The following is a 24661-nucleotide window of genomic DNA, read 5'->3' as shown; positions in this document are numbered from 1 at the left end:
GAAGAAAAAATCGGCCTACTGCGCCAGCGCGTCGACCGAAAGGCCGTGCACGAGCTTGCGCAGGAATCCTTCGCACGCCGCGAGCTGTTCGAGCGAGACGAATTCGTTGGGCTTGTGCGCCTGCTCGATGTCGCCCGGCCCGCACACCACGCTCGGAATGCCGGCCCGGGCGAACAGACCCGCTTCGGTGCCATAGGCCACCTTGCGGCGCGAGCGGTCGGAGGTGAGCGCACGTACGAGCTGCGTGATCGCCGCCTGCTCGCTGTCGTCGAGGCCCGGCGCCGCGGCGATCTTCATGAACTCGATCGCGCCCGCCGCATTTTCGCGCTGCATCTTCGGCACGAGCGTCTCGCGCGCGTACTGCTCGATGCGCGCGAAGATCGCCTCGGGGTCGAGCGTGGGCAGGTTGCGGAACTCGAATGCGAAGCGGCATTCGGCCGGCACCGTGTTGATGGCGTTGCCGCCTTCGATCGTGCTTGTTTGCGCGGTCGTGAACGGCACGTCATAGAGCTCGTCGAACGGGCCTTTCGCGCGGAATTCGTCGGCCATGTCGCGGATGTAGCAGATCAGGCGCGCTGCGTACTCGATGGCGTTCAGGCCGCGCGGCGTGAGCGACGAATGCGCCGCGTGGCCACGCACGCAGCATTGATACGCGTTGATGCCCTTGTGCGCCACGATCGGACGCATGCTCGTGGGTTCGCCGACGATGCAGCCATCGGGCTTCACGCCGCGCTTCACGAGATCTTCGATCATGAGCGGCGCGCCCACGCAGCCCACTTCCTCGTCGAACGAGAGCGCGAGATGCAGGGGCTTCGCGAGCTTGATCTGCTGGATCTCGGGCACGAGCGAGAGCGCGGCGCCGATAAAGCCCTTCATGTCGCAGGTGCCGCGGCCATAGAGCAGGCCGTCGCGGATCTCGGGCTTGAACGGGTCGCTGTCCCACTTCTGGCCGTCGACGGGCACGACGTCGGTGTGGCCCGAGAGCACGATGCCGCCGTTAGTCGAGCCGTCGTGCGCGGGCAGCGTGGCGAACAGGTTGGCCCATTTGCCGTCGTGGCCATAGGTGAGCGTCGAGTCGATGCCGCGTGCGCGCAGGTCGTCGCGTACGGTCTCGATCAGGCCGAGATTGGGATGGCGGCTGACCGTGTCCATCGACACGAGACGGGTGACCCAGGGGAGCGAGGCGGGAAGGGCGGCGGACGACGAAACAGGCGACGAAACTTCGGAGGACGGCGTAGAAGGCTGCGCTGATTCAGCGGCTATGGTCATGGTGGACTCCAGCTTGCTTGTCCATCCATATTACCCAAAAAGAATGGCCCAGGCCAAAGGCGCTGGCAGCAATGGCTCGTTGCAGCGCGCGTGAGCGCACGCACAACGGCGCACAAGCATCGGCAAGCACGCGATGGCGTCGGCCTTTACCTCATGACGCGATGCAACATCGCTTTTACCGCAGCGCCTGCGCGAATTATTCATTCGCGCAGGCGCCGGCGGACTGCTCATGCGCTCAGCGTGCCGTGGCCCGCGCGGGCGCGCCGAGCGCGCGCAGCGTCTCCTTGACCGTCGCCACGCGCACCGCGAGGTCGGGGCTGCGCGTTTCGATGCGCAACTTGTCCTGGCCCGCGAGCTTGACGTGCTTGTGCTTCTGCACCATTTCGATGATGCGCATGGCGTCCACCGGCGGATTCGGCACGAACTGCAGCCCGATCACGGCCTCGCCCGCATCGATCTTGGTGATGCCGAGCGGCTTGGCCGCGAGGCGCAGGCGGTGCGTCTCGATCAGCGCGTGCGCCTGCGGCGGCATCTTGCCGAAGCGGTCGATCAGTTCCTCCTGGATGCCGTCGATCGAGTCGTCGTGCTCGCAGTTCGCGAGGCGCTTGTAGAGCGACAGGCGCTCCTGCACGTCGCCGCAATAGTCGGCGGGCAGGATCGCGGGCGCGTGCAGGTTGATCTCCGTGGTTGCGGCGAGCGGCGCGTTCAGGTCCGGCTCGCGGCCGTCCTTGAGCGCCTTCACGGCGTCCGCGAGCATGTCGGTGTAGAGCTGGAAGCCGATCTCGTGGATCTCGCCCGACTGCTTGTCGCCGAGCACTTCGCCGGTGCCGCGGATCTCCAGGTCGTGCATCGCGAGATAGAAACCCGCGCCCAGTTCCTCCATCTGCTGAATCGCTTCGAGACGGCGCTGCGCCTGCTTCGTGAGGCCCTGCGGATCGTGCACGAGCAAATACGCGTACGCCTGGTGGTGCGAGCGCCCGACGCGGCCGCGCAACTGGTGCAGCTGCGCGAGACCGAATTTGTCGGAACGATGGATGAGGATGGTGTTGGCGGTCGGCACGTCGATGCCGGTCTCGATGATGGTCGTGCACAGCAGCACGTTCGCGCGCTGCGCCACGAAATCGCGCATCACGGCTTCGAGCTCGCGCTCGTGCATCTGCCCGTGCGCGACCGCGATGCGCGCCTCGGGCACGAGCGCTTCGAGCATCGCGCGGCGGTTCTCGATGGTCTCGACTTCGTTGTGCAGGAAATAGACCTGGCCGCCGCGCTTGAGCTCGCGCAGCATCGCTTCGCGGATCACGCTGTCTTCCTCGCGGCGCACGAAGGTCTTGATGGCGAGGCGCTTTTGCGGCGCGGTCGCGATCACCGAGAAGTCGCGCAGGCCTTCGAGCGCCATGCCGAGCGTGCGCGGAATCGGCGTGGCGGTGAGCGTGAGGATATCCACCTCGGCGCGCAGCGCCTTCAGGGCCTCCTTCTGGCGCACGCCGAATCGGTGTTCCTCGTCGATGATCACGAGGCCGAGCCGCTTGAACTGCACGTCGGAGGAAAGCAGCTTGTGCGTGCCGATCACGATGTCGACGCTGCCTTCATTGATCTGCTGGATCGCCGAACTCACTTCCTTGCCGGTCTTGAAGCGCGAGAGCTCGGCGATGCGCACGGGCCAGTCGGCGAAGCGGTCGGTGAAGGTCTGCGTGTGCTGTTCGGCGAGCAGCGTGGTGGGCGAGAGGATCGCCACCTGCTTGCCGCCCATCACGGCGATGAAGGCCGCGCGCAGCGCGACCTCGGTCTTGCCGAAACCGACGTCGCCGCACACGAGACGGTCCATCGGCTTGCCGCTCGTCATGTCGCCGATCACGGCCGCGATGGCCGCCGCCTGGTCCGGCGTTTCTTCGAAGCCGAAGCTCTCCGCGAACTTCACGTAGTCGCGCGGCTCGAGCGCGAACGCGTGGCCCTCGCGCGCGGCGCGGCGCGCGTAGAGGTTGAGCAGCTCGGCGGCCGTGTCGCGGATCTGCTGCGCGGCCTTGCGGCGCGCCTTTTCCCACTGGCCCGAGCCGAGCGTGTGCAGCGGCGCGCTGTCCGGATCGGCGCCGCTATAGCGCGAGATCACATGCAACTGCGAAACCGGCACGTAGAGCTTGCTCGCGTTCGCGTATTCGAGATGCAGGAACTCGGTGTCGCCTTCGCCGAGGTCCATCGTCACGAGCCCGTGGTAGCGGCCGATGCCGTGCTGCGCGTGCACGACCGGGTCGCCCACCTTGAGCTCGGAGAGGTCGCGGACCATCGAATCGACGTTGCTCGCCTGCTCCTGGCGGCGGCGCCCCGCGCGGCGCGCGAGCGGGCCGTAGAGCTCGGTTTCGGTGATGATCGCCAGTTCTTCGCCGGGCAGCGCAAAGCCGGTCGAGAGCGGCGCCACGCCCAGCACGAAGCGCTCGTCGCCGGCGAGCCAGTCGGCGTAGCTGTCCGCGGACGTGGGGCGCAGATGGTTCTCGGCGAGCAGTTGCGCGATGGTCTCGCGGCGGCCCGCCGACTCCACCGCGAACAGCACGCGGTTCTTCGTGGCGCCCAGATAATCGCGCAGCGCGGCGAGCGGGTCGTCGGCGTGGCGGTCGATCGCGAGGCTCGGCAGCGCATTGGCCCAGCCGCCCGCGCTCGTGGCCGGCAGCGCGAGGCGCGCGAAGGGCTTGGCGAGCGTGAAGAAGTCTTCGTCGGTCAGGAACAGGCGCTGGGGCTCGAGAATCGGCCGCTCGCGGTCATGCGCGAGGAAGCTGTAGCGCTGCTTGGTGTCGGCCGTGAAGCGGCGGATCGAGGCATCGAGATCGCCCGAAAACACGAGCTGCGCGTTCTCGGGCAGATAGTGGAACAGCGTGGCAGTCTCTTCGAAAAAGAGCGGCAGGTAATACTCGATGCCCGCCGACGGCACGCCATTGCCGATGTCCTTGTAGATCGACGCGCGGCTCGGATCGCCTTCGAACACTTCGCGCCAGCGGCTGCGAAACGCCGTGCGCGCGGCCTCGTCGAACGGAAACTCGCGGCCCGGCAAGAGGCGCACGTCCTTGACCGGATAGAGGCTGCGCTGATTGTCCGGGTCGAACGCGCGGATCGAATCGACCTGGTCGTCGAACAGGTCGATGCGGTACGGCAGCGGCGAGCCCATCGGGAACAGGTCGATCAGCGAGCCGCGCACGCAGTATTCGCCGGGCCGCACGACCTGGCTCACGTGCTCGTAGCCGGCCAGCGTGAGCTGCGACTTGAGCTTCGCCTCGTCGAGGCGCTGGCCCTGCGAGAACGAGAACGTATAGGCCGCGAGGAACGAGGCGGGCGGCATGCGGTAGAGCGCGGTCGTGGCCGGGACGATGAGGATGTCACAGCGGCCCTCGCCGAGATCGTGCAGCGTCGCGAGGCGCTCGGACACGAGGTCCTGGTGCGGCGAGAACGTGTCGTAGGGCAGCGTTTCCCAGTCGGGCAGCAGGCGCACGCGCGCCTCGGGCGCGAAGAACGGGATCTCCTGGGCGAGGCGCTGGGCGTCCACGGCGCTCGCGCAGATCACGGCGAGCAGCGGCGCGCTCGCGCGCGATGCCTCGCGGTAGCGGGCGATCAGGAGCGCATCGGACGAGCCATGCGTGCCGTCGAACGCGAAGCGCTGCCCCGGCTTGACGACGGCGACCGGGGACGGGGACGAAGACGGTGATTGCTGGGGTGCGGCGATATCGGACATAGGGCAACAGGTTGGCGAGGCGCTGGCTGGCGTATGCGTCAGGGATGCGTTAGTCATGCATGAGTCCCGGGCCGCGAGCAAGGCAGGGCGCGTGCGATCCGGGCGTATCGACAGTCATTCGTAAGGCTGGAGGCCGCGCGAAAGCACTTCAGGGCGTCGCGCCGGCGTTTCTCCGGCGGCGCTTGCGCGCCCCGGATGCCAGGCGTACACGGCCTTGCGAAGGACTGCCATCGTATCCGTCACGCCCGCCGGCCTGCGTGGTTTGCGACGCGGGTGCGGGTCTCGGGCGTGCGGGTAAAGGACCTATTATAAAATCCGTCCTTTACTTTGACTCATGCGGCTTGCGATACCGTGACTTCACGCCTTTTTGCCCTGATTCCCTGCGCCGGCACCGGCAGCCGCTCGGGATCGGCCATGCCCAAGCAATATCGGACCGTGGCCGGACACGAACTCCTGCACTATACGCTCGCGGCATTCGACGCCTGCAGCGAATTCACCCAGACCCTCGTGGTCATTTCTCCCGACGATAACCATTTCGACGCGCGCCGCTTCGCGGGCCTGCGCTTCGCGGTGCGCCGCAACGGCGGGGCTTCGCGGCAGGCGTCGGTCTACAACGGGCTCGGCGCGCTCGCCGACTTCGGCGCCACCGACGACGACTGGGTGCTCGTGCACGACGCCGCGCGCCCCGGCATCACGCCCGCGCTGATCCGCTCGCTCATCGACGCGCTCAAGGACGACCCCGTGGGCGGCATCATGGCGCTGCCGGTCGCGGACACGCTCAAGCGCGTCGCGCCTCACCATGTGCCGGGCGGGCCGCGCATCGAGCGCACGGAGTCGCGCGACGGTCTCTGGCAGGCCCAGACCCCGCAGATGTTTCGCATCGGCATGCTGCGCACGGCCATCGAGCGCGCGCAGCAAGACGGCCACGATCTCACCGACGAAGCGAGCGCGATCGAATGGCTCGGCCATTCGCCGCGGCTCGTGCAGGGCAGCCTGCGCAATTTCAAGGTGACGTATCCCGAAGACTTCGCGCTCGCCGAGGCGATTCTCAGCCACCATTCGAATCACTGAGCGGAACCGGCCCGCGCATCACTACACGGAAGACCCCACACATGGACATCAGAATCGGACAAGGCTACGACGTGCACGCGCTCGTGCCGGGACGCCCGCTCGTCATCGGCGGCGTGACGGTGCCTTACGAGCGCGGTCTGCTCGGCCACTCGGACGCCGACGTGCTGCTGCATGCGATCACCGATGCGCTGTTCGGCGCCGCTGCGCTCGGCGACATCGGCCGTCATTTTCCCGACACCGACAAGCAGTTCTATGGCGCGAACAGCCGCGTGCTGCTGCGCGAGTGCCTGCGCCGCGTGCAGGCGGCGGGCTTCGCGCTCGTGAACGTGGACAGCACCGTGATCGCGCAGGCGCCGAAGCTCGCGCCGCATATCGAAGCCATGCGCGCGTGCATCGCGGAAGACCTGCAACTGCCGCTCGATCGCGTGAACGTGAAGGCGAAGACCAACGAGAAGCTCGGCTATCTGGGCCGCGGCGAAGGGATCGAAGCGCAGGCGGCCGTGCTGCTCACGCGGGCCTGAAAATCACACGCATCTTCGGCTGCGATTATGTCGGACATCTAAATAAATGACGGCGCTGCAAGGGACGTACCCGTAAAGCGTGGGAATACGTTTAGCAGGCCGCGTGCCTGCTCCCGCTTGAGGGGCGGTGATTGCATCTGCAATCACCGCCTTGGCTTTTCTTGCCGATTAATTTCCGTTTTTTTCGCCGCATACTCGAAGGGTATTCATGCGTACCGGAAGCGGAGAGGTTCATGACGGGACTCGAAAGACGCGTGAAAGGCCTCGACGGTCTCCGGGCACTGGCCGTGATGCTGGTGTTCCTCTCGCACAAGGCGCACGTCGAGGCGATCGACGCGGGCAAGATCGGCGTGTGGCTGTTCTTCCTCATCAGCGGCTATCTCATCATCGGTGAGCTGCATCGTAATCGCCTGCGCGTCGAACAGCGCACGGTGCGCCGCGATGCGGTGCTCTACGTGTTCTTCGTGAAGCGGACGTTGCGCATCTTCCCGGTCTACTATTTGCTGCTCATTGCGCTGACGATCGCGCACGCATGCTTCTATCAACGCGACGTCGATCTCGGGCTCGCGTGGCATTACGTATTCCTCTCCAATTTCTGGATCGGCATCGTGCATGACGGATGGCCGGGCACGGTTTCGCACTTCTGGAGTCTCGCGGTCGAGCAGCAGTTCTATCTGATTGCGCCGTTTGCGCTGTTGTTTACGCGCGCTTCGCGTCATCTGGCGATCTGCGTCGTGATGATCGGCGCGGCGGCGCTCGCGCATCTCGCGCTCTATGCTAGCGGCGCGATCGAGCCGCTCGTCTATGCGTTCTCGCCGTGGAATTTTGCGTTGCTCGCGCTCGGCGGCTTGCTCGCGATCGGCGGCGCTCGCGTGCCGATGCGCGGGCGGCTGCAAAGCGGTATCGGCTTCGTGCTCGCGTGCGCGAGCCTCACGGCCTTCGCGCTGGCACGCGCCGGTTGCGATACTTGCGACGCGACGCAGGGCGCGATTCTGCCCGGCTTGCTCGATATTGGCCTCGCGTTGTCGCTCGGCGCGGTATTTTTATGGCTCGTGCGTCGCCAGGACAGCGTGCTCGTTGCGATGCTCGAAGTGCGGCCGCTCGCGTATCTCGGCACCATCAGCTATGGCTTCTATCTGTTCCACAATCTGATGCCGGCACGTCTGGGCGAGGCGCCCGAGCTCTATACGAGCCTGCACCTGCCGCCGCTGGTGCAGGACTGGCTGCCGCTCCTCATGCAGTTCGCGCTTTCCGTGCTGCTTGCGCATTTGTCATGGCAGTTGCTGGAAAGGCGCGTACTCGAGTGGAAGGAGCCGCTCGCCACGGCGATTCGCAGCCGCCTTCCCGCGCGTACCGCGGCAGGGCGGACGTGAGCGTCCCGGTTAAGCGCGCACCTCTGCGCAGGTCTCAGAAAGTCGGTCCGCCGACCTCGCGGCCGCTCGGGCAGAGTTCGCCGGTCTGCAAGGCGTCGAGCACGCGCAGGACCTCTGCCGCGCTGCGCCCGACGCTCAGGCTGTTCACCGATACGTGCTGAATGACGTTGTCCGGATCGACGATGAACGTCGCCCGTAGCGCCACGCCCGCCTCCTGATCGCGAATCCCGAGCTGGTCGATCAGCTCGCCTTTCACGTCGCCGAACGCGTAGTGGTTCAGCCGGTCGAGCGCCGGGTTCTCGCGCCGCCACGCGAGCTTCACATATTCGTTGTCGCAACTGCCGCCCATCAGCACGGCCTCGCGGTTTTCGAATTCCTTGTGCAAGTGCGCGAACGCCGCGATCTCGGTCGGGCAGACCACGGTGAAGTCCTTCGGATAGAAGTAGATCACTTTCCACTTGCCGGGAAAGCTCTGCTCGGTGATCTCGAGGAAGGCCGATTCGCCGTTTTCCTCGGGTTGATTGAAGCCGGGCTTCGCGGCCGTGACGGTGAAGGCTTCGAGTTTGTCGCCGACGGTTTTCATGGCGTCGCTCCTTGAAGACGGGGCGCACGCGCGCCCCGTGCGCGCGCCGCATGGCCCGTTGCTTCTGGTCATTGTCGCAGGGGTGGACGGCGCGTGCTGCGAGCGTGCGCCGGTGCTGTGTGCGTTCAGACGCCCTTGGCGAGCGGGAACTCGATGGTCACTTCGAGGCCGGGCCCCGGAGCACGATTGCGCAGGCGCAGCGCGCCGCGATAGCGGCCCACGAGGCGCTGCACGATGGCCATGCCGAGGCCCGTGCCGTTGGCCTGGGTGCGGGCGCTGTCGACGCGATAGAACGGCCGCGTCACGAGCGGAAGCTGATCTTCGGGAATGCCGGGGCCTTCGTCGACCACCGACAGTTCCACGCGAGAATGCGAGACGCGCGTTTCGAGCATGATGTGCGGAATGCCGTCGGCCTCGCTCAAGCCGTACTTGCGCGCGTTCTCGATCAGATTGCCCACCACGCGGCGCATGTCGGTGTCGTCGGCTTCGATCACGGCCGTGGGCGCGAGGCGCGTGATGAGGCGCACGCCATCTTCGCTTGCCATGCGCGCGGCCATTTCGCCCGCGATGACCGACAAATCGACGCGCTCGGGCATGCGCTGCACGGGCCGCGCGTAGTCGAGGAAGCGGCCGATGATCATGTCCATCTGCTCGATGTCATCGATCATCGCGTCCTTGGTCGTCTGGTCGGACGGACTCATCTCCGTTTCCAGCCGCAGCCGCGCGAGCGGCGTGCGCAAGTCGTGCGAGATGCCGGCGAGCATCAGCGCCCGGTCGGCCTCCAGTTGCTCGAGGTCGCGCACCATCTGGTTGAACGAGCGATTGGTTTCGGCGGCCACGCCCATGCCGCTTTCGGGCAGCTTGGCCGGCGACTGCCCCGAGCCCACCATGCGCGCGGACATGGCCAGGCGCGCGAATGGCCGGTTCACGAGACTCGTGATGAACGCCGCCCCGAAAAGCGAGAGCGCGAGCGCGGAAATGCCCCAGCCGACCCATTGCAGGCCGGTGACGTTGTCGAGCTGGTCGCGGTCGAGCGCGACCCAGTAGTCGTCGTCGTCGATCTTGAAGCTGATCCACACGCCCGGAATGCCGTTCACCGACTGCGCGATCACGGTGTCGTCGCCGAGACGCCCGCGTATGTCGTGCTCGATCAGGCGGTTGAGCGACTCGTCGGGCTGGAGCTTGTACTTGTCCGTGGCCTCGCGCGGATAGACGCGCACGCCCTCGTTGCTCTCGAGATCCTGGAGCAGCGCGCGGCGCAGGTCGGGGTCGGAGTAGAGGAGCGCGGTGCGCGTGAGCTTGACGACGGCGACGAGCTGCAGCGCCACGCGCTGCGCGCGCGGCTCGCGCTCGATCACGCGAAAGCTCTGGAACCATGCGGCGAGACTGACCGCGATGAGCAGTGCGATCAACAGGAAGGTGCGCCAGAACAGATCGCCAAACGCGAGCGTCAGCAAACGCCGGTCAATCCGCATGGACCCTTCCCGTTTCAACAAAGGCAGTGCAGAAGACAACGAGACACCATCCCGTATCAGGCGGCGCCGTCGGGAATGAAGACGTAGCCGAGGCCCCAGACGGTCTGGATGAAGCGCGGGCTGCCCGGATCGGGCTCGATCAGCTTGCGCAGACGCGAGATCTGCACGTCGAGGCTCCGATCGAATACTTCGTATTCACGACCGCGCGCGAGTTCCATGAGCTTTTCGCGCGAGAGCGGCTGGCGCGGATGGCGCGCGAACACCTTGAGCACCGAGAATTCGCCCGTGGTGAGCGGAATTTCCTGGCCGGCCTTGGTGAGCGTGCGGGTGGCGAGGTTCAGCGCGAATTCGCCGAACTCGAACACTTCCGTGGTTTCCGAAGGCGCGCCCGGCAGCTCGGACGGCGCCTGGCGACGCAGCACTGCATGAATGCGCGCCACCAGCTCGCGCGGATTGAACGGCTTCGGGAGGTAATCGTCGGCGCCCATTTCGAGGCCGACGATGCGATCCACATCTTCGCCCTTCGCCGTGAGCATGATGATGGGCGTACGATCGTTGCTGCCGCGCAGACGGCGGCAGATGGACAGGCCGTCTTCGCCTGGCAGCATGAGGTCGAGCACGAGCAGGTCGAAACGTTCGCGTACCCACAGCTTGTTCATGGCGGGCGCGTTTTCTGCCACGTAGACGTTAAAGCCCTGTTCGCCGAGATAACGGCGCAGCAGGTCCCGCAGGCGCGGGTCGTCGTCGACAACGAGAATTTTGGACGGGTTCTTGGTTTCCATGCCTGGCATCTTAGCGCGATTGAGATGGGGTGCGAGTTTGCAACAATTATCGGGTTACAGTCAGTTACAAAATTTACCCGTGCTGTGGCACGGCATCAAGCACTGACAGATAGACTTCTTTACGTTTAGCGGCCATTCGGTAGATACTTCATTCGAATTTCGAACCAGTGCCCGTATCGAGCCGGGTCCGCACAATGCATTCGAGGTAGCCGTTTGCCGCGTCAAGAAGGGAAAAAAACGATGGGAGGGGTCAGGCCTACAATGCGCCATACCATGACTGCACTGGCGTTGGCCAGCGGCATCGTGGTTGCATTGGAAGCAGCGCCGGCCTGCGCCCAGACTTTCCCGGACGGCCCTCGCGCGGCCACGGCATCCACGCGGCGCGCCGGCGAAAAGCCGCCTGTGCGCAAGGTGCGTAACGACGCGCCTCCACGCCCTGCGTCGGACATCACGCAGCGCACCGCAGTTCCCCCCGATCTCGATCAGCGCCGCCGTGACGGCCACATGACGCCCGACGAGCGCCGCCTCCTGCGTCAGCACATCGAAGACGCCGTGCGCGAGCTCTACAAGCGCTGATCACGCTGCCTGCCCGCGCGTCATTGAAGAGCAACGCGCGGCATCTCTGAAAAATTCCGTAGCAATTGCACCGTCAACAGATGCCGCGCGCGCATCGTTAGTGCGTTACCTTCGTCTGCAGTCTCCTTGTTTTTCCTGTCAGGCGCGCGGGCCGAACTCGCGTGCGGGTGCCCATGTCCCCCATGTCCGTTACGCAACGCTCCTTGCCGGTCGAGCCGTCACGCCAGGCGCATCGTCATGGCGCGGCCAGCGCGCCCGCCGGCGCCGCGAATGAGGACGCGCCGCTCCTCGACGCCGACGATGCCACGCATCTGCTCATCCGCACCGGCTTCGCGCCTACGCCCGCGGAGATTGGCCCCTGCGTCGGGCTCACGCGCGCGGCGGCCGTCGAGCGCGTGCTGGCCACGGCCCGCACTGACGCCGGGACGCCGCTGCCCGCATGGACCGCCGATATCCCCATGACTCGCGCGCAGCGCAACGCCCTGACGCCCGAGGCGCGCCGCGAGGCGCAGCGCGAGCGCAGCCAGCACTACGACGAACTGCGCGCATGGTGGATGCATGAAATCCTCGTCACGCCGTCGCCGCTCACCGAGCGCATGACGCTGTTCTGGCACAACCATTTCGCCTCGGGCGCGGACAAGGTCGCCGAGCCGTTGCTGATGGCCTGGCAGAATGCGCTGCTCAGGCGCAACGCGCTCGGCAGCTTCGCCACGCTGCTGCACGAGGTCGCGAAGGACCCGGCGATGCTGCTCTACCTCGACGGCGCCAGCAATCGCAAGGGCAAGCCGAACGAGAACTTCGCGCGCGAGGTCATGGAGCTTTTCACGCTGGGCGAAGGGCAGTACTCGCAGCAGGATGTCTCCGAGGCGGCGCGCGCCTACACGGGCTGGGGCGTCGATCCCGATACGTGGCGCTATGTCTGGCGCCCGGCGCAGCACGACGACGGCATGAAGACGGTGCTGGGCAAGAGCGGGCCGTTCGACGGCGATGCCGTGCTCGACATCCTGTTGGCTGAGCCACAGACGGCGCGCTTCGTATCGGCGAAGCTATGGCGCGAGTTCGTCTCGGACACGCCGGACCCGGCGCAGCTCGACAGCGTGGCCACGCGCTTTCGCACGAGCGGCTACGACATCAAGGCGGCGCTCGGCGCGCTTCTCGTCACGCCCGCGTTCTGGGACGAGCGCAATCGCGGCGTGCTGGTGAGTTCGCCGGTCGAATTCATCGCGGGCACCGTGCGCCGCTTCGAGGTGAGCTACGCGAGCACGGCGATGTTTGCGCGCACCTCGGCGGCGCTCGGCGAGAATCTGTTCTATCCGCCGAACGTGAAGGGCTGGCCCGGCGGCGTCACGTGGATCAACAGCGCGACGCTATTGGCGCGCAAGCAGTTCGTCGAGCAGCTCTTTCGGGCGACCGGGGAGACGCGTCCACGCATGGCCGGCACGACGACGATGGCGACTGAAAACGCAAAGGCGGGCGCAGTGGCAAGCGGCGCCATGAGGCCAGCGCCGCGCGCGATGCCAGGCGGCATGCGCTTCGACCTGGACGGCTGGCTCGCGCATTTCGGTTTGACGGCCGACGCCGTGCCCGGTTTGTCGGCGCAGTTGCAGATGCAGCACGCCGTGCTGCCGCTCGCGCCCGTCGACGCGATCGCGGCCGGCAGTAGCGCGGCCGCGTATCTCGAAGCACTCCTGATGGACCCGGTCTATCAGTTGAAGTGACCCGGTAGACATGATCCAATGACGCGAGCGGTGAACGATTGAAATGAACGCCTGTAATCACAATCGTAACGACGATCACAAGGACAACAGCGGCGGCAAGGCAGGGCGCCGCACGGACCAGCGAGGCATGGCATGAAGCGGCGCGACTTTCTGACCGCGGCGGCCGCGATGACGGCTGCGGGCGCCGCATCGTGGCTGCCCGGGGCCGCGCATGCGCAAGGCGGCGTGGCCGCGCAGCGCCTGGCGAGCGGGTACGACAACCTGCTGATTCTCATCGAGTTCAAAGGCGGCAACGACGGACTGAACACCGTCGTGCCATTCGCGGATCCGCTCTACTACCGCTATCGCGCGAACATCGGCGTGCCTCGCGGCGAAGCGATTGCGCTCGACGAACGCACGGCGCTGCATCCGGCGCTCGCACCGCTCATGCCGATGTGGCGCGCACACGAACTCGCGATCGTGCAGGGCGTGAGCTACGCGCAGCCGAATCTCTCGCATTTCCGCTCGATCGAGATCTGGGACACGGCCTCGGATGCCGATCAGTATCTGCGCGAGGGCTGGCTCACGCGCGCGTTCGCGAGCACGCCCGTGCCCGGGAGCTTCGCGGCCGACGGCCTCGTGCTCGGCAGCGCGGAGATGGGGCCGCTCGCGAACGGCGCGCGCGCCGTCGCGCTCGTCAATCCCGCGCAATTCGCGCGCGCCTCGCGGCTCGTCACGCCGGTCTCGCTCAAGGAGCGCAATCCGGCGCTCGCCCATATCCTCGACGTCGAGAACGATATCGTCCATGCCGCCGACCGGTTGCGTCCGCGCCCCGGACAGTACGTATTGAAGACAGCGTTTCCGGCGGGTGCCTTCGGCGCTTCGGTGAAAACCGCGATGCAGGCGCTGGCCTCGGGCGAAACCATGACGGGCGCGCAAGGCGGCCCCGTGCCGATGCCGGTGCCGGGGCAGGGCGTGGCTACGATCCGGCTCACGCTCAACGGCTTCGACACGCACCAGAATCAGCCGCAGCGCCACGCCGACCTGTTGCGCCAGTTCGCGGCGGGCATGGTGGCAATGCGTTCGGCGCTCGTCGAGATGGGGCGCTGGGACAGCACGCTGATCGTCACCTATGCGGAATTCGGGCGGCGCGTGCGCGAGAATCAGAGCCGCGGGACCGATCATGGCACGGCGTCCGCGCATTTCGTCGCGGGCGGCAGGGTGGCGGGTGGACTCTATGGCGAGGCGCCGCAGCTTGCGCGGCTCGACGGCAATGGCAATTTGCCGGTGGCCGTCGACTTCAGGCAGATCTACGCGACGGTGCTGGGAAACTGGTGGGGACTCGACGCTCAGGCGGTGCTGCAGCGTCGCTTCGAGCCGCTGCCGTTGCTGCGCGCGTGAGCGCTATATCGTTGCGTTTGCGTATCGCCCGCGCAAATCCACACGTCACGCGCGCCGCGCCGCGCGCCAGGCAATCCAGAGCTTGCGAATCGGTGTGAGCACGATTTGCTGATGCAGCACCTGGAAGCTTTCGCGTTCCACTTCGTCGAGCAGTGCAAGTTCGAGCGCCGCGAGCGCGCGCAGGGCACGCTGATGGCGGCGCTCCGCAGCGGGAATCGCATCGAGCGCGGCGTTCATGGCTTCGCGAGCGCGCGCCGTCTGGAACTGCATGAGCTCCGTGAACTCGTCGCTATAGCGGCGGTTGATCAGATCGGCGGCGGTGACGTTGTAGCGCTGCAATTCGTCGATGGGGACATAGATGCGGCCGTGGCGCGCATCGTTGCCGATCTCGGGCACGAATTGCGCGAGCATCAGCGCATTGCCGAGCGGTGCGGCCCAGCGCGCGACGCCGGCGCGCATGTCGTCCGTGCGCGCGCCAGCGTGCGCCACGAGCGTTGCGAAGGTGCCGCCCACGCCGTCCATGTAGCGGCGCAGATTCGGCAGATCGAGATAGCGGGCCTGTTCGAAGTCCATTTCGAAGCCGGCGAGCAACTGCTGAAGCAGCGGGTAGATCCCGGCTGCGTCGTCGAGATGCTCGGCGAGCGCTTTCGTCACCGGATGCGTGGCGTTGCCGGCGGCCAGTGCGGCGAGCTCCTTTTGCCACCACGCGAGCTTGGTGCGGCCGACGGTGGGGTCGCTCGTCTCCTTGGCGGTTTCCTCGAGTTCGCGGCGCAGCGCGAAGAGGGCGGCGAGCAGCGGCTGATCCGCGGCGCTGGCCTGACGCAGCGCGTAGTAGGTGCTCGATCCGGGCGGGGCCGCCTTTTGCAGGCAGTATTCGTCGAAATTCACGGCGTTCGGGGGCGAGGAAAGGCGCGGACGGGTTGTGCCCTGACGGGACAAACGCAGGGTAAAGACAGCAAGCGGCTGCGGAGCGGCGATTCTAGCACCGGCGCGGGTCCGGGGCCGTCCGGCCAGGCGCGGCCGGATGCACAGCGAGGGTGCAGACAAGCGCAAGGCAATCGGTTAGAATCTCGCGCTTGCGCTTTGCGGGTGGCTTATCCGGCCCCGGCAGCAGCGCAGGTCTGTATCGCACGCGATGTATCCCACGTCACACGCTCACGTGAACTCGCAGCGGTCTCGCCAGGCAAAGTATTCGCGTGAGTGGCGAAATTGGTAGACGCACCAGGTTTAGGTCCTGACGCCCGCAAGGGTGTGCCGGTTCGAGTCCGGCCTCACGCACCAGAACAAAGGCCACATACCCTTCGGTATGTGGCCTTTTTTTCCGCTTTCTCCGATGCCCGCGCGTTCAATCAGGCGCGCACGAGCCATCTATTCTGTTTATCGCGCGTATCGCAAGCACCGCATCACGATTCATCCTGGGCAGCCGCGATCACTTTCTCGAGCGCACGATTGAGCAACTCGCGCTCCTTGTCGTCGAGGCAGGCGAACAGGTCCACGTTCCACTTGCGCGCGACGGGCATGACCTTGCGATAGAGCGCGCGCCCATCGGTTGTGAGCGAAACGAGTACGAGGCGTCCGTCTTCCTCGCTGGCGTCGCGTTGCATGAGGCCGCGACGCATCAACGCCTCCGCGGCGCGGCTCGCCTGGCTTTTGTCGAGATTCGCGTGACGCGCGAGCTCCATCACCGAAAACGGGCCGAACGCACCAACCGCGGCAATAAGGCGCGCCTCCGGCAGCGTGATGCCGAGCTTCGCCTGGTAGCGCTCGCTCGCACCGCGCTCGGAGAGCTTGTTGAGGACATGGAGCCGATAGGTCAGAAATTGTTCGAGTCCGGCTTTGCTTGCCTTCATGGTCGTCCTGGTCTGGTCGCGTGAGGTCTGCGCGATCATGCCGCGCTTCTCATGATTGTTGCCTCAACCAGCGCCGGGGTCAACGTGCATGAACCCTCGTACGCCCACGTTGCATGGGCGTACGAATCTATTAATCGCTTACTGCGAACAGGGCGAGCGCGTGCGAGCTAAAGTCAGACGAATCTTGCGGACGCAGCGTTATGCGCGGCGCGATCCGTACTTCAGGCGCGTGAGCTGTTCCGCTTCGTTCGCGAGCAGCGTTGCGGCTTCGCGGATGGCCGTGTCGAGCGTGATCGGGCCCGGCGCAGGCGAGAAGCAGCCGCTGAAGTGCTCGGCGAGACGCGGCAGCGCAGCCGGGTCCACCGCGCCCGAGAGCAGCGTGGCCGGCACGCCGGCGGCCTGTGCATGACGGCACGCGATGAAGGGCGCCTTGCCGTGCAGCGTCTGCACGTCGGAGCGGCCCTCGCCGGTGATGAGCCAATGCGCGCCTGCGAGCGCGGTATCGAGGCCGATTGTGCGCGCCACGACTTCGGCGCCGGGCTCGAAGCTTGCGCCGAGCATGCGCAGCGCGAAGCCGAGGCCGCCCGCGGCGCCCGCACCGGCTTCGTCGCGCGCATGGCGGCCGAGCGCGGCTTCGAGCAGATCGGCGAAACGCGCGAGGGCGGCGTCGATCGCAGCGACTTCTTCGGGTTTCACGCCTTTTTGCGGGCCGAACACGGCGGTCGCGCCGTGTCCGCCATTGAGCGGATTGTCGACATCCGACATGGCGACGAAGCTGGCAACGGCCAACCGCGCGTCGAGCCCGGAGACGTCGACGCGCGCCACGTTCGCGAGCGCTTCCGGCGTGGGCGCGAGCGCGTTGCCGGCGGCGTCGAATAGCTGCAGGCCGAGACCCGCAAGCAGGCCCGCGCCCGCATCGTTCGTGCTGCTGCCGCCGAGCGCGACGTAGAAGCGGCGCACGCCCTCGTCGAGCAGCGCGCGAATCGCTTCGCCCATGCCGCGCGTGCTGCGCGCGGCGACCGGCACGCCCATGCCCACCGGATCGGTGATGCCGACGATCTCGGCGGTCTCGATGATCGCGCTGCCGTCGTGCAGGAGCCCGACGATGGCGTCGCGCCGTGCGAGCGCCGCGCCTTCTACGTTGATCACGCGGCGCTCGCCGCCCACGCTGAGCATCGCGTCGAGCGTGCCTTCGCCGCCGTCGGCCATCGGGCAGATACGGATATCGGCGTCGGCACGGGCGCGGCGGATGCCGTCGGCGATCGCGGCGGCGACCCCATCCGCACTAAGCGAGCCTTTGAAAGAATCGGGAGCAATGACGACGACGGGTGCGTCAGCAAACGTCTGGTTAGGCATGGTGTCTCGACTGGAAGAGTAGTTGGCAAAGGCTGTGGCCGGCGGGGCTTCCGACGCGAGCGCTAGCTTACCAGTGCTCGGGGGCGTGCTGGATACCCACGGCGAGATAGCACGCATCGGATGCGCATCGGATGCGCTTCGCGGCGGCACGGTCCGACGCTCGCGCGCGCTAAAAGCACCTGCCCCGAAGGGCTTTCCGGCGATTTCCGGCAAGTGGCGCAATCGGCCGCAGCGCCTTGCGCGGCGCGCGAAATCCGCTCCATCGCGCAGTGGATTTCGCGTCATCTTCCTGCTGGAACGGCAATTCCATTTGGGTGAGGCAATAGTTTGCTAAAATACTCGGCTCTTTTGACGGAACCGCACCGCAAACCGCCCGATTCGGCCCAATTTGGCCGATTTGCAGCGGGATGGGTCTCGCGGATCCCGGAAAGGGCGCCGCCCGAGGCTTATAGGAGCGCAGGCCGGTCACGACCGGCAGGCGGCGCCGACGAGGCACAAGCGAGACGCAAGCGATGCGGGCCCCCAGTGCGAAGCACCGCGCGGGCCGCCCCATCGGACTGCGGCAGCAAGATTACTGATTACGCTCGAACAATTTTAGGACGATTGAAGCCATGGCTAACGTTGTTGAAAACCTCGGCAAGCTCGAACGCCGCGTGACGATTTCCCTGCCGAAGGACGCCGTGCAGAAAGAAGTCGATTCGCGCATCCGCCAACTCGCGAAGAACGTGCGCATGCCGGGTTTCCGCCCGGGCAAGGTGCCGCTCAAGATGGTCACGCAACAGTACTCGGGCCAGGTGGAAGCCGAAGTCCTGAGCGACAAGGTCGGCAAGGAATTTTTCGACATCAGCCGCGCCGAGAACCTGCGCGTTGCCGGCCAGCCGAGCTTCGCGCCGAAGACCGAAGCCGCCGAAGGCGACTACGCATTCGATGCGACCTTCGAGGTCTATCCGGAAGTGACGCTGGGCGACGTCGGCACGGCCGAAATCGAGCGCACGACCACGACCATCACCGAAGCCGAAATCGACCGCACGCTCGACATCCTGCGCAAGCAGCGCGTGCATTTCCACGCACGCGGCGAAGCGGGCGAGCACGGTGACGGCGGCGCCGACACCGCAGCGAAGGAAGGCGACCGCGTGACGGTCGACTTCGTCGGCAAGATCGACGACGTCGCATTCCCGGGCGGCAGCGCCGAAGGCTTCGCGTTCGTGCTGGGCGAAGGCCGCATGCTGCCGGAATTCGAAAAGGCGGCAATCGGCCTGAAGAAGGGCGAGTCGCGCGAATTCGACCTCGCATTCCCCGAGGACTATCACGGCAAGGAAGTCGCCGGCAAGACCGCGAAGTTCACGATCACGATGCAGCAGATCGAGTGGCCGCATCTGCCGGAAATCGACGCCGAATTCGCGAAGTCGCTCGGCATCGCCGACGGCGACCTCGTGAAGATGCGCGGCGAGATCAAGGACAACCTCGAGCGCGAAGCGAAGCGCCGCACCCAGGCCATCGTCAAGAACCAGGTCATGGACGCGCTCCTGAAGATCGCCGAGCTCGACGTGCCGAACGCACTCGTCGAGCAGGACCAGCAGCGCCTCGTCGAAATGGCGCGTGCGGACCTCGCGCAGCGCGGCGTGCCCAACGCCAAGGACGCGCCGATTCCGGCCGAAATGTTCAAGGAGCAAGCCGAGCGCCGCGTGAAGCTCGGCCTCGTGCTCGCCGAGCTCGTGAAGGCGAACAGCCTCGAAGCGAAGCCGGAGCAAATCCGTGCCGAAGTCGACGAATTCGCGAAAAGCTACGAAGACCCGAAGGAAGTCGTGCGCTGGTATTATTCGAACCAGCAGCGTCTCGCCGAAATGGAAGCCTACGTCGTCGAATCGAATGTCGTGGACTTCGTACTCGGCAAGGCCAAGGTGACGGACAAGCAAGTGAGCTTCGAAGAACTGGCAAGCGCAACGGCGCAGGCTTAAATCTGCCCGCTACGGCGTGCCGGCTGTCGGAGCGACCGACGGCCAGCACGCCGTTTTTGTATCCGCAGAATTTGGCCACACTCGGGTTAGGGTTGATTTTTGCAGGGTCCGTCGCCATTGAGCTTTTATCAGGGTTACCAGAACAACTCTTCCAGACAAGGATGCACCGCATGACCATTCGCGCTCAATCGCTGGACACGTTGACCTCCCACGCCTCGCGTGACCTCGATCCGCAGGCGCTCGGGCTCGTGCCGATCGTCGTGGAGACGAGCGGCCGCGGCGAGCGTTCGTACGACATCTACTCGCGCCTGCTCAAGGAGCGCGTGGTGTTTCTGGTCGGCGAAGTGAACGACCAGACCGCGAATCTCGTCGTCGCCCAGCTGCTGTTCCTCGAAAGCGAGAATCCGGACAAGGACATTAGCCTGTACATCAACAGCCCGGGCGGTTCGGTCTCGGCCGGCATGGCGATCTACGACACGATGCAGTTCATCAAGCCCGACGTTTCGACCCTTTGCATGGGCCTCGCGGCCAGCATGGGTGCGTTTCTGCTCGCGTCGGGCGCGAAGGGCAAGCGCTTTGCGCTGCCCAACTCGCGCGTGATGATTCACCAGCCGCTCGGAGGCGCACGCGGCCAGGCGTCGGACATCGAAATTCAGGCGCGCGAAATCCTGTATCTGAAGGAGCGCCTGAACCAGTTGCTCGCCAACCATACGGGCCAGCCGGTCGAGCGCATCGCGCGCGACACCGACCGCGACAACTTCATGTCGGGCGACGACGCACAGGCCTATGGCCTCGTCGATCAGGTGCTGCACAAGCGTCCCTGATCCGGTACGCGTTTTGGCTGGCATTTTATTTGCCAGCCCATGATCCGCTCGCTTCGTGTGCGATCCCCGTGAAATACGGGATAGTCACGGGCGCGCGGACCATGTGAAATAATCGGTAAACGCGCTTCGCGGCCTGCGGCCAACGCCGTCACAGCAAGCGGTTCACGCACCCCCGGCCTGGCCTGGGGAAACGGCGTATCATGTAACAGAGTGTCCGGAGGCTCATTTATCCATGGCGGACAAGAAAGGTTCTAACAGCGAAAAGCTGTTGTATTGCTCGTTTTGCGGCAAAAGCCAGCATGAAGTCAAGAAACTGATTGCAGGTCCGTCGGTGTTCATCTGCGATGAATGTATCGACCTGTGCAACGAGATCATTCGCGACGAGGCCGCCGGTGCGGGCGTCGACGCGGCGCTGTCGCGCTCGGACCTGCCGAGCCCGCAGGAGATCCGCGACATCCTCGACCAGTACGTGATCGGGCAGGAGCGCGCGAAGAAGATCCTGGCGGTAGCGGTGTACAACCACTACAAGCGTCTGAAGCATCTCGACAAGAAGGACGACGTCGAACTCTCCAAGAGCAACATCCTCTTGATCGGGCCCACGGGCTCGGGCAAGACGCTGCTCGCGCAGACGCTCGCGCGCCTTCTGAACGTCCCGTTCGTGATCGCGGACGCAACCACGCTGACCGAAGCCGGCTACGTGGGCGAGGACGTCGAGAACATCATTCAGAAGCTGCTGCAGAACTGCAATTACGAGGTCGACAAGGCCCAGCGCGGCATCGTCTACATCGACGAAATCGACAAGATCAGCCGCAAGTCGGACAACCCGTCGATTACGCGCGACGTGTCGGGCGAAGGCGTGCAGCAGGCGCTGCTCAAGCTCGTCGAGGGCACGATGGCCTCGGTGCCGCCGCAGGGCGGCCGCAAGCATCCGAACCAGGATTTCATCCAGGTCGATACGACCAACATCCTGTTCATCTGCGGCGGCGCGTTCGACGGTCTGGAAAAGGTCATCACCGACCGCACGGAAAAAACCGGCATCGGCTTTGGCGCGAGCGTGAAGAGCAAGCAGGAACGCGACACGGGCGAAGTGCTGCGCGAAACGGAGCCGGAAGACCTGATCAAGTTCGGTTTGATTCCGGAACTGATTGGCCGTCTGCCCGTGGTCGCCACGCTCGGCAAGCTCGACGAAGCCGCGCTCATGAAGATTCTGGTCGAGCCGAAGAATGCGCTCGTCAAGCAGTATCACAAGCTCTTCAACATGGAGCGCGTGGAACTCGAGATCCGTCCGGCTGCGCTGCAGGCCGTCGCCCGCAAGGCGATCCGCCGCAAGACCGGCGCGCGGGGGCTGCGCTCCATCCTGGAACAGGCATTGCTCGACGTGATGTATGAGCTGCCGGCCATGAAGGGCGTGAGCAAGGTCATCATCGACGACAACGTGATCGACGGCGACGGCAAGCCGCTCTTGATCTACGAAGACGCTCCAAAGGTTGCAGGCTCGAACTGATGGTGGTGATCGGCTAAAGAGTTCCGGGAAAGAGCCGTTCATACAATGGGATGAACGGCTTTTTCGTTTATCTTGTGGTCGATGGCGCACTTTTTTGGAGTCACTGAACTTTTCCCACTTGCTCGAGGCTTGCAATCGACTTTTCTGGCCTCACTTACCGAACAATTGATTCCACTCATGGGGAAATGAAATGTCAGGAACCCAACTCCTCCCGCCGGAACGCACCACGCTCCCGCTGCTGCCGCTGCGAGACGTCGTAGTTTTCCCGCATATGGTGATTCCCCTTTTCGTGGGCCGGCCCAAATCGATCAAGGCCCTCGAAGCGGCAATGGAAGGCGGCAAGCACATCATGCTCGTCGCGCAGAAGACTGCCGCCAAGGATGAGCCGACCGAAAAAGATATGTACGAAGTGGGATGTATCGCCAACATCCTGCAAATGCTCAAGCTGCCCGACGGCACCGTGAAGGTGCTCGTGGAAGGCCTGCAGCGCGCGAAGACGCTTTCCATCGAAGAACAGGAAACGCAGTTCTCGTGCGAGGTCATGCCGCTCGAGCCCGATCATGCCGACAGCGCCGAAACCGAAGCGCTGCGCCGCGCGATCGTCTCGCAGTTCGACCAGTACGTGAAGCTCAACAAGAAGATCCCGCCGGAGATCCTGACCTCGCTGTCGGGCATCGACGAGGCCGGTCGTCTTGCCGACACCATCGCCGCGCATCTGCCGCTCAAGCTCGACCAGAAGCAGCATATCCTCGAGATGTTCCCGGTCGTGGAGCGTCTGGAGCATCTGCTCGCGCAGCTCGAAGCCGAGATCGACATTCTCCAGGTAGAGAAGCGTATCCGTGGCCGCGTGAAGCGCCAGATGGAAAAGAGCCAGCGCGAGTACTACCTGAACGAGCAGGTCAAGGCCATTCAGAAGGAACTGGGCGAAGGCGAAGAGGGTGCCGATCTCGAAGAGCTCGAGAAGCGCATCACCGCCGCGCGCATGCCCAAGGAAGCCAAGAAGAAGGCCGACGCCGAGCTCAAGAAGCTCAAGCTGATGTCGCCGATGTCGGCGGAAGCCACCGTCGTGCGTAACTACATCGACACGCTGATCGGCCTGCCGTGGCGCAAGAAGAGCAAGGTCAACAACGACCTCTCGAACGCCGAAGCCGTGCTCGACGAAGACCACTTCGGTCTCGAGAAAGTGAAGGAACGCATTCTCGAGTATCTCGCGGTGCAACAGCGCGTGGACAAGGTCAAGGCGCCGATCCTGTGCCTGGTCGGCCCTCCGGGCGTCGGCAAGACCTCGCTCGGGCAGTCGATTGCGCGCGCAACGAACCGCAAGTTCGTTCGCATGGCGCTGGGCGGCGTGCGTGACGAGGCCGAGATTCGCGGCCACCGTCGTACGTACATCGGCTCGATGCCGGGCAAGATCCTGCAGAGCCTCGCGAAGGTCGGCGTGCGCAATCCGCTCTTCCTGCTCGACGAAGTCGACAAGATGGGCATGGATTTCCGCGGCGATCCGTCGTCGGCGCTGCTCGAAGTGCTCGATCCGGAACAGAACCACACGTTCGCCGATCACTACATCGAAGTCGATTTCGACCTCTCCGATGTGATGTTCGTCGCCACGTCGAACTCGCTGAACATTCCGCCGCCGCTGCTCGACCGGATGGAAGTCATCCGCCTCTCGGGCTACACGGAAGACGAGAAGGTCAGCATCGCCCAGCGTTATCTGCTGCCGAAGCAGAAGAAGAACAACGGGCTCAAGCCTGGCGAGATCGAGGTGACCGAAGGCGCGATCCGCGACATCATTCGCTATTACACGCGTGAAGCGGGCGTGCGTTCGCTCGAGCGTGAAATCTCGAAGATCTGCCGCAAGGTCGTGAAGATGTTGCTGCTGAAGAAGGCCGACAAGGCCGTCACGGTGGACAGCGCGAACCTCGACACCTTCCTCGGCGTGCGCAAGTATGACTTCGGTCTGGCCGCGAAGGAAAACCAGATCGGTCAGGTCACGGGCCTCGCGTGGACGGAAGTCGGCGGCGATCTGCTGACGATCGAAGCGGCGGTCATGCCCGGCAAGGGCAACGTGATCCGCACGGGTTCGCTCGGCGACGTGATGAAGGAATCGGTCGAAGCGGCACGCTCGGTGGTGCGCTCGCGTTCGCGTCGTCTCGGCATCAAGGACGAGGCGTTCGAGAAGCAGGACATCCACATCCACGTGCCCGAAGGCGCGACGCCGAAGGACGGTCCGTCCGCGGGCGGTGCGATGACGACGGCGCTGGTGTCCGTGCTCACGGGCATTCCGGTGCGCGCCGACGTAGCGATGACGGGCGAGATCACGCTGCGCGGCGAAGTGCTGCCGATCGGCGGGCTGAAGGAGAAGCTGCTCGCGGCGCATCGTGGCGGCATCAAGCTCGTGCTGATCCCGGAAGAGAACGTCAAGGATCTCACCGAGATTCCGGACAACGTGAAGAACTCGATCGAGATCGTGCCGGTCCGCTGGATCGACAAGGTGCTCGAACTCGCGCTCGAACGTGTGCCGCAGCCGCTGCCGGAAGAAGAAGCGAAGGCAGAGGACGCGAAGGCGCCCGTTGCCGAATCGAAGGAAGCCGGCACGACCGAAGTTGTCAAGCATTGAGCTTCACGTGAGCCGCGCTGAACGCGCGGCTCGCCGGAACGCGTAACCCCCGAAAAAACCCACGGCAATGTCCGTGGGTTTTTTGTTTG

19 protein-coding genes and 1 tRNA gene are annotated in these 24661 nt (G+C 65.2%); 12 read left to right on the top strand and 8 right to left on the bottom strand.

The genetic code is table 11. The features are described 5' to 3' along the window. Positions 1-15: 15 nt before the first annotated feature. Entirely contained in the window at positions 16-1269 is a 1254-nt protein-coding gene (gene argE / locus U5775_RS34720) for an acetylornithine deacetylase (RefSeq protein ID WP_322062653.1), read from the bottom strand. Positions 1270-1504: 235 nt separating this feature from the next. Further along, complete coding sequence (mfd, locus tag U5775_RS34715; RefSeq protein WP_322062652.1) at positions 1505-4984, bottom strand: transcription-repair coupling factor; 3480 nt, start codon at positions 4982-4984, stop codon at positions 1505-1507. Between the two features lie 351 nt (positions 4985-5335). Between mfd and ispD the strand changes: the two genes are divergently transcribed. The 3 genes from ispD to U5775_RS34700 all read left to right on the top strand — a co-directional run bounded on the left by ispD (position 5336) and on the right by U5775_RS34700 (position 7949). Further along, positions 5336-6055, top strand: a complete 720-nt coding sequence (gene ispD, locus U5775_RS34710) for a 2-C-methyl-D-erythritol 4-phosphate cytidylyltransferase (RefSeq protein WP_322062651.1) — start codon at positions 5336-5338, stop codon at positions 6053-6055. A 41-nt stretch (positions 6056-6096) separates the two neighbouring features. After that, the gene (gene ispF / locus U5775_RS34705) at positions 6097-6576 is read left to right on the top strand and encodes a 2-C-methyl-D-erythritol 2,4-cyclodiphosphate synthase (protein ID WP_322062650.1); all 480 of its coding nucleotides are present in this window, start codon (positions 6097-6099) and stop codon (positions 6574-6576) included. 233 nt (positions 6577-6809) lie between these two features. Beyond that, positions 6810-7949 (top strand): acyltransferase, encoded by a 1140-nt coding sequence (locus U5775_RS34700; protein WP_322062649.1) that lies wholly within the window; start codon positions 6810-6812, stop codon positions 7947-7949. 34 nt (positions 7950-7983) lie between these two features. Here U5775_RS34700 and U5775_RS34695 read toward each other — a convergent pair whose 3' ends face one another. From U5775_RS34695 to ompR, 3 genes are all read right to left on the bottom strand, one after another. After that, on the bottom strand, positions 7984-8532 hold the full coding sequence (locus U5775_RS34695) for a peroxiredoxin (RefSeq protein WP_322062648.1): 549 nt from the start codon (positions 8530-8532) through the stop codon (positions 7984-7986). A gap of 125 nt (positions 8533-8657) precedes the next feature. Next, positions 8658-10007 (bottom strand): ATP-binding protein, encoded by a 1350-nt coding sequence (locus tag U5775_RS34690; RefSeq protein WP_322062647.1) that lies wholly within the window; start codon positions 10005-10007, stop codon positions 8658-8660. A 56-nt stretch (positions 10008-10063) separates the two neighbouring features. Further along, on the bottom strand, positions 10064-10798 hold the full coding sequence (gene ompR, locus U5775_RS34685; protein ID WP_027814652.1) for a two-component system response regulator OmpR: 735 nt from the start codon (positions 10796-10798) through the stop codon (positions 10064-10066). A 264-nt stretch (positions 10799-11062) separates the two neighbouring features. Here ompR and U5775_RS34680 point away from each other — a divergent pair, with 264 nt between their 5' ends. From U5775_RS34680 to U5775_RS34670, 3 genes are all read left to right on the top strand, one after another. After that, positions 11063-11365: a hypothetical protein gene (locus tag U5775_RS34680; RefSeq protein WP_322062646.1), complete on the top strand. Its 303-nt coding sequence runs from the start codon at positions 11063-11065 to the stop codon at positions 11363-11365. 182 nt (positions 11366-11547) lie between these two features. Next, a complete protein-coding gene (locus U5775_RS34675) occupies positions 11548-13083 on the top strand; it encodes a DUF1800 domain-containing protein (protein WP_322062645.1) in 1536 nt (511 codons plus the stop codon). Between the two features lie 132 nt (positions 13084-13215). Continuing rightward, entirely contained in the window at positions 13216-14463 is a 1248-nt protein-coding gene (locus U5775_RS34670; RefSeq protein WP_322062644.1) for a DUF1501 domain-containing protein, read from the top strand. Between the two features lie 45 nt (positions 14464-14508). Here U5775_RS34670 and U5775_RS34665 read toward each other — a convergent pair whose 3' ends face one another. Continuing rightward, entirely contained in the window at positions 14509-15351 is an 843-nt protein-coding gene (locus U5775_RS34665) for a squalene/phytoene synthase family protein (RefSeq protein WP_322062643.1), read from the bottom strand. A 306-nt stretch (positions 15352-15657) separates the two neighbouring features. On the opposite strand from U5775_RS34665, the gene U5775_RS34660 reads away from it, so the two are divergent. After that, positions 15658-15744: transfer RNA gene (locus U5775_RS34660), tRNA-Leu, on the top strand. Positions 15745-15866: 122 nt separating this feature from the next. Here the strand turns inward: U5775_RS34660 and U5775_RS34655 are convergent. Next, the gene (locus U5775_RS34655; protein WP_322062642.1) at positions 15867-16313 is read right to left on the bottom strand and encodes a MarR family winged helix-turn-helix transcriptional regulator; all 447 of its coding nucleotides are present in this window, start codon (positions 16311-16313) and stop codon (positions 15867-15869) included. A 198-nt stretch (positions 16314-16511) separates the two neighbouring features. After that, on the bottom strand, positions 16512-17669 hold the full coding sequence (locus tag U5775_RS34650; RefSeq protein WP_322062641.1) for a glycerate kinase: 1158 nt from the start codon (positions 17667-17669) through the stop codon (positions 16512-16514). A 22-nt stretch (positions 17670-17691) separates the two neighbouring features. On the opposite strand from U5775_RS34650, the gene U5775_RS34645 reads away from it, so the two are divergent. From U5775_RS34645 to lon, 5 genes are all read left to right on the top strand, one after another. Continuing rightward, positions 17692-18003, top strand: coding sequence for a hypothetical protein (locus tag U5775_RS34645; RefSeq protein ID WP_322062640.1), 312 nt, complete (start codon positions 17692-17694; stop codon positions 18001-18003). Positions 18004-18280: 277 nt separating this feature from the next. Then, entirely contained in the window at positions 18281-19627 is a 1347-nt protein-coding gene (gene tig, locus U5775_RS34640; RefSeq protein WP_322062639.1) for a trigger factor, read from the top strand. Positions 19628-19797: 170 nt separating this feature from the next. Further along, positions 19798-20451 carry an ATP-dependent Clp endopeptidase proteolytic subunit ClpP gene (gene clpP / locus U5775_RS34635; protein WP_238463533.1) on the top strand — a complete coding sequence of 218 codons (654 nt, stop codon included), beginning with the start codon at positions 19798-19800 and terminating at the stop codon, positions 20449-20451. Positions 20452-20683: 232 nt separating this feature from the next. Then, the gene (gene clpX, locus U5775_RS34630; RefSeq protein WP_028216418.1) at positions 20684-21955 is read left to right on the top strand and encodes an ATP-dependent Clp protease ATP-binding subunit ClpX; all 1272 of its coding nucleotides are present in this window, start codon (positions 20684-20686) and stop codon (positions 21953-21955) included. 190 nt (positions 21956-22145) lie between these two features. Next, positions 22146-24572: an endopeptidase La gene (lon, locus tag U5775_RS34625; RefSeq protein WP_322062638.1), complete on the top strand. Its 2427-nt coding sequence runs from the start codon at positions 22146-22148 to the stop codon at positions 24570-24572. Positions 24573-24661 lie beyond the last annotated feature (89 nt).

It is taken from the genome of Paraburkholderia sp. J63 (assembly GCF_905220245.1).
GTDB lineage: Bacteria > Pseudomonadota > Gammaproteobacteria > Burkholderiales > Burkholderiaceae > Paraburkholderia.
The sequence above is the reverse complement of the archived record's forward strand: the minus strand, read 5'-3'. Positions and strand labels throughout refer to the sequence as shown.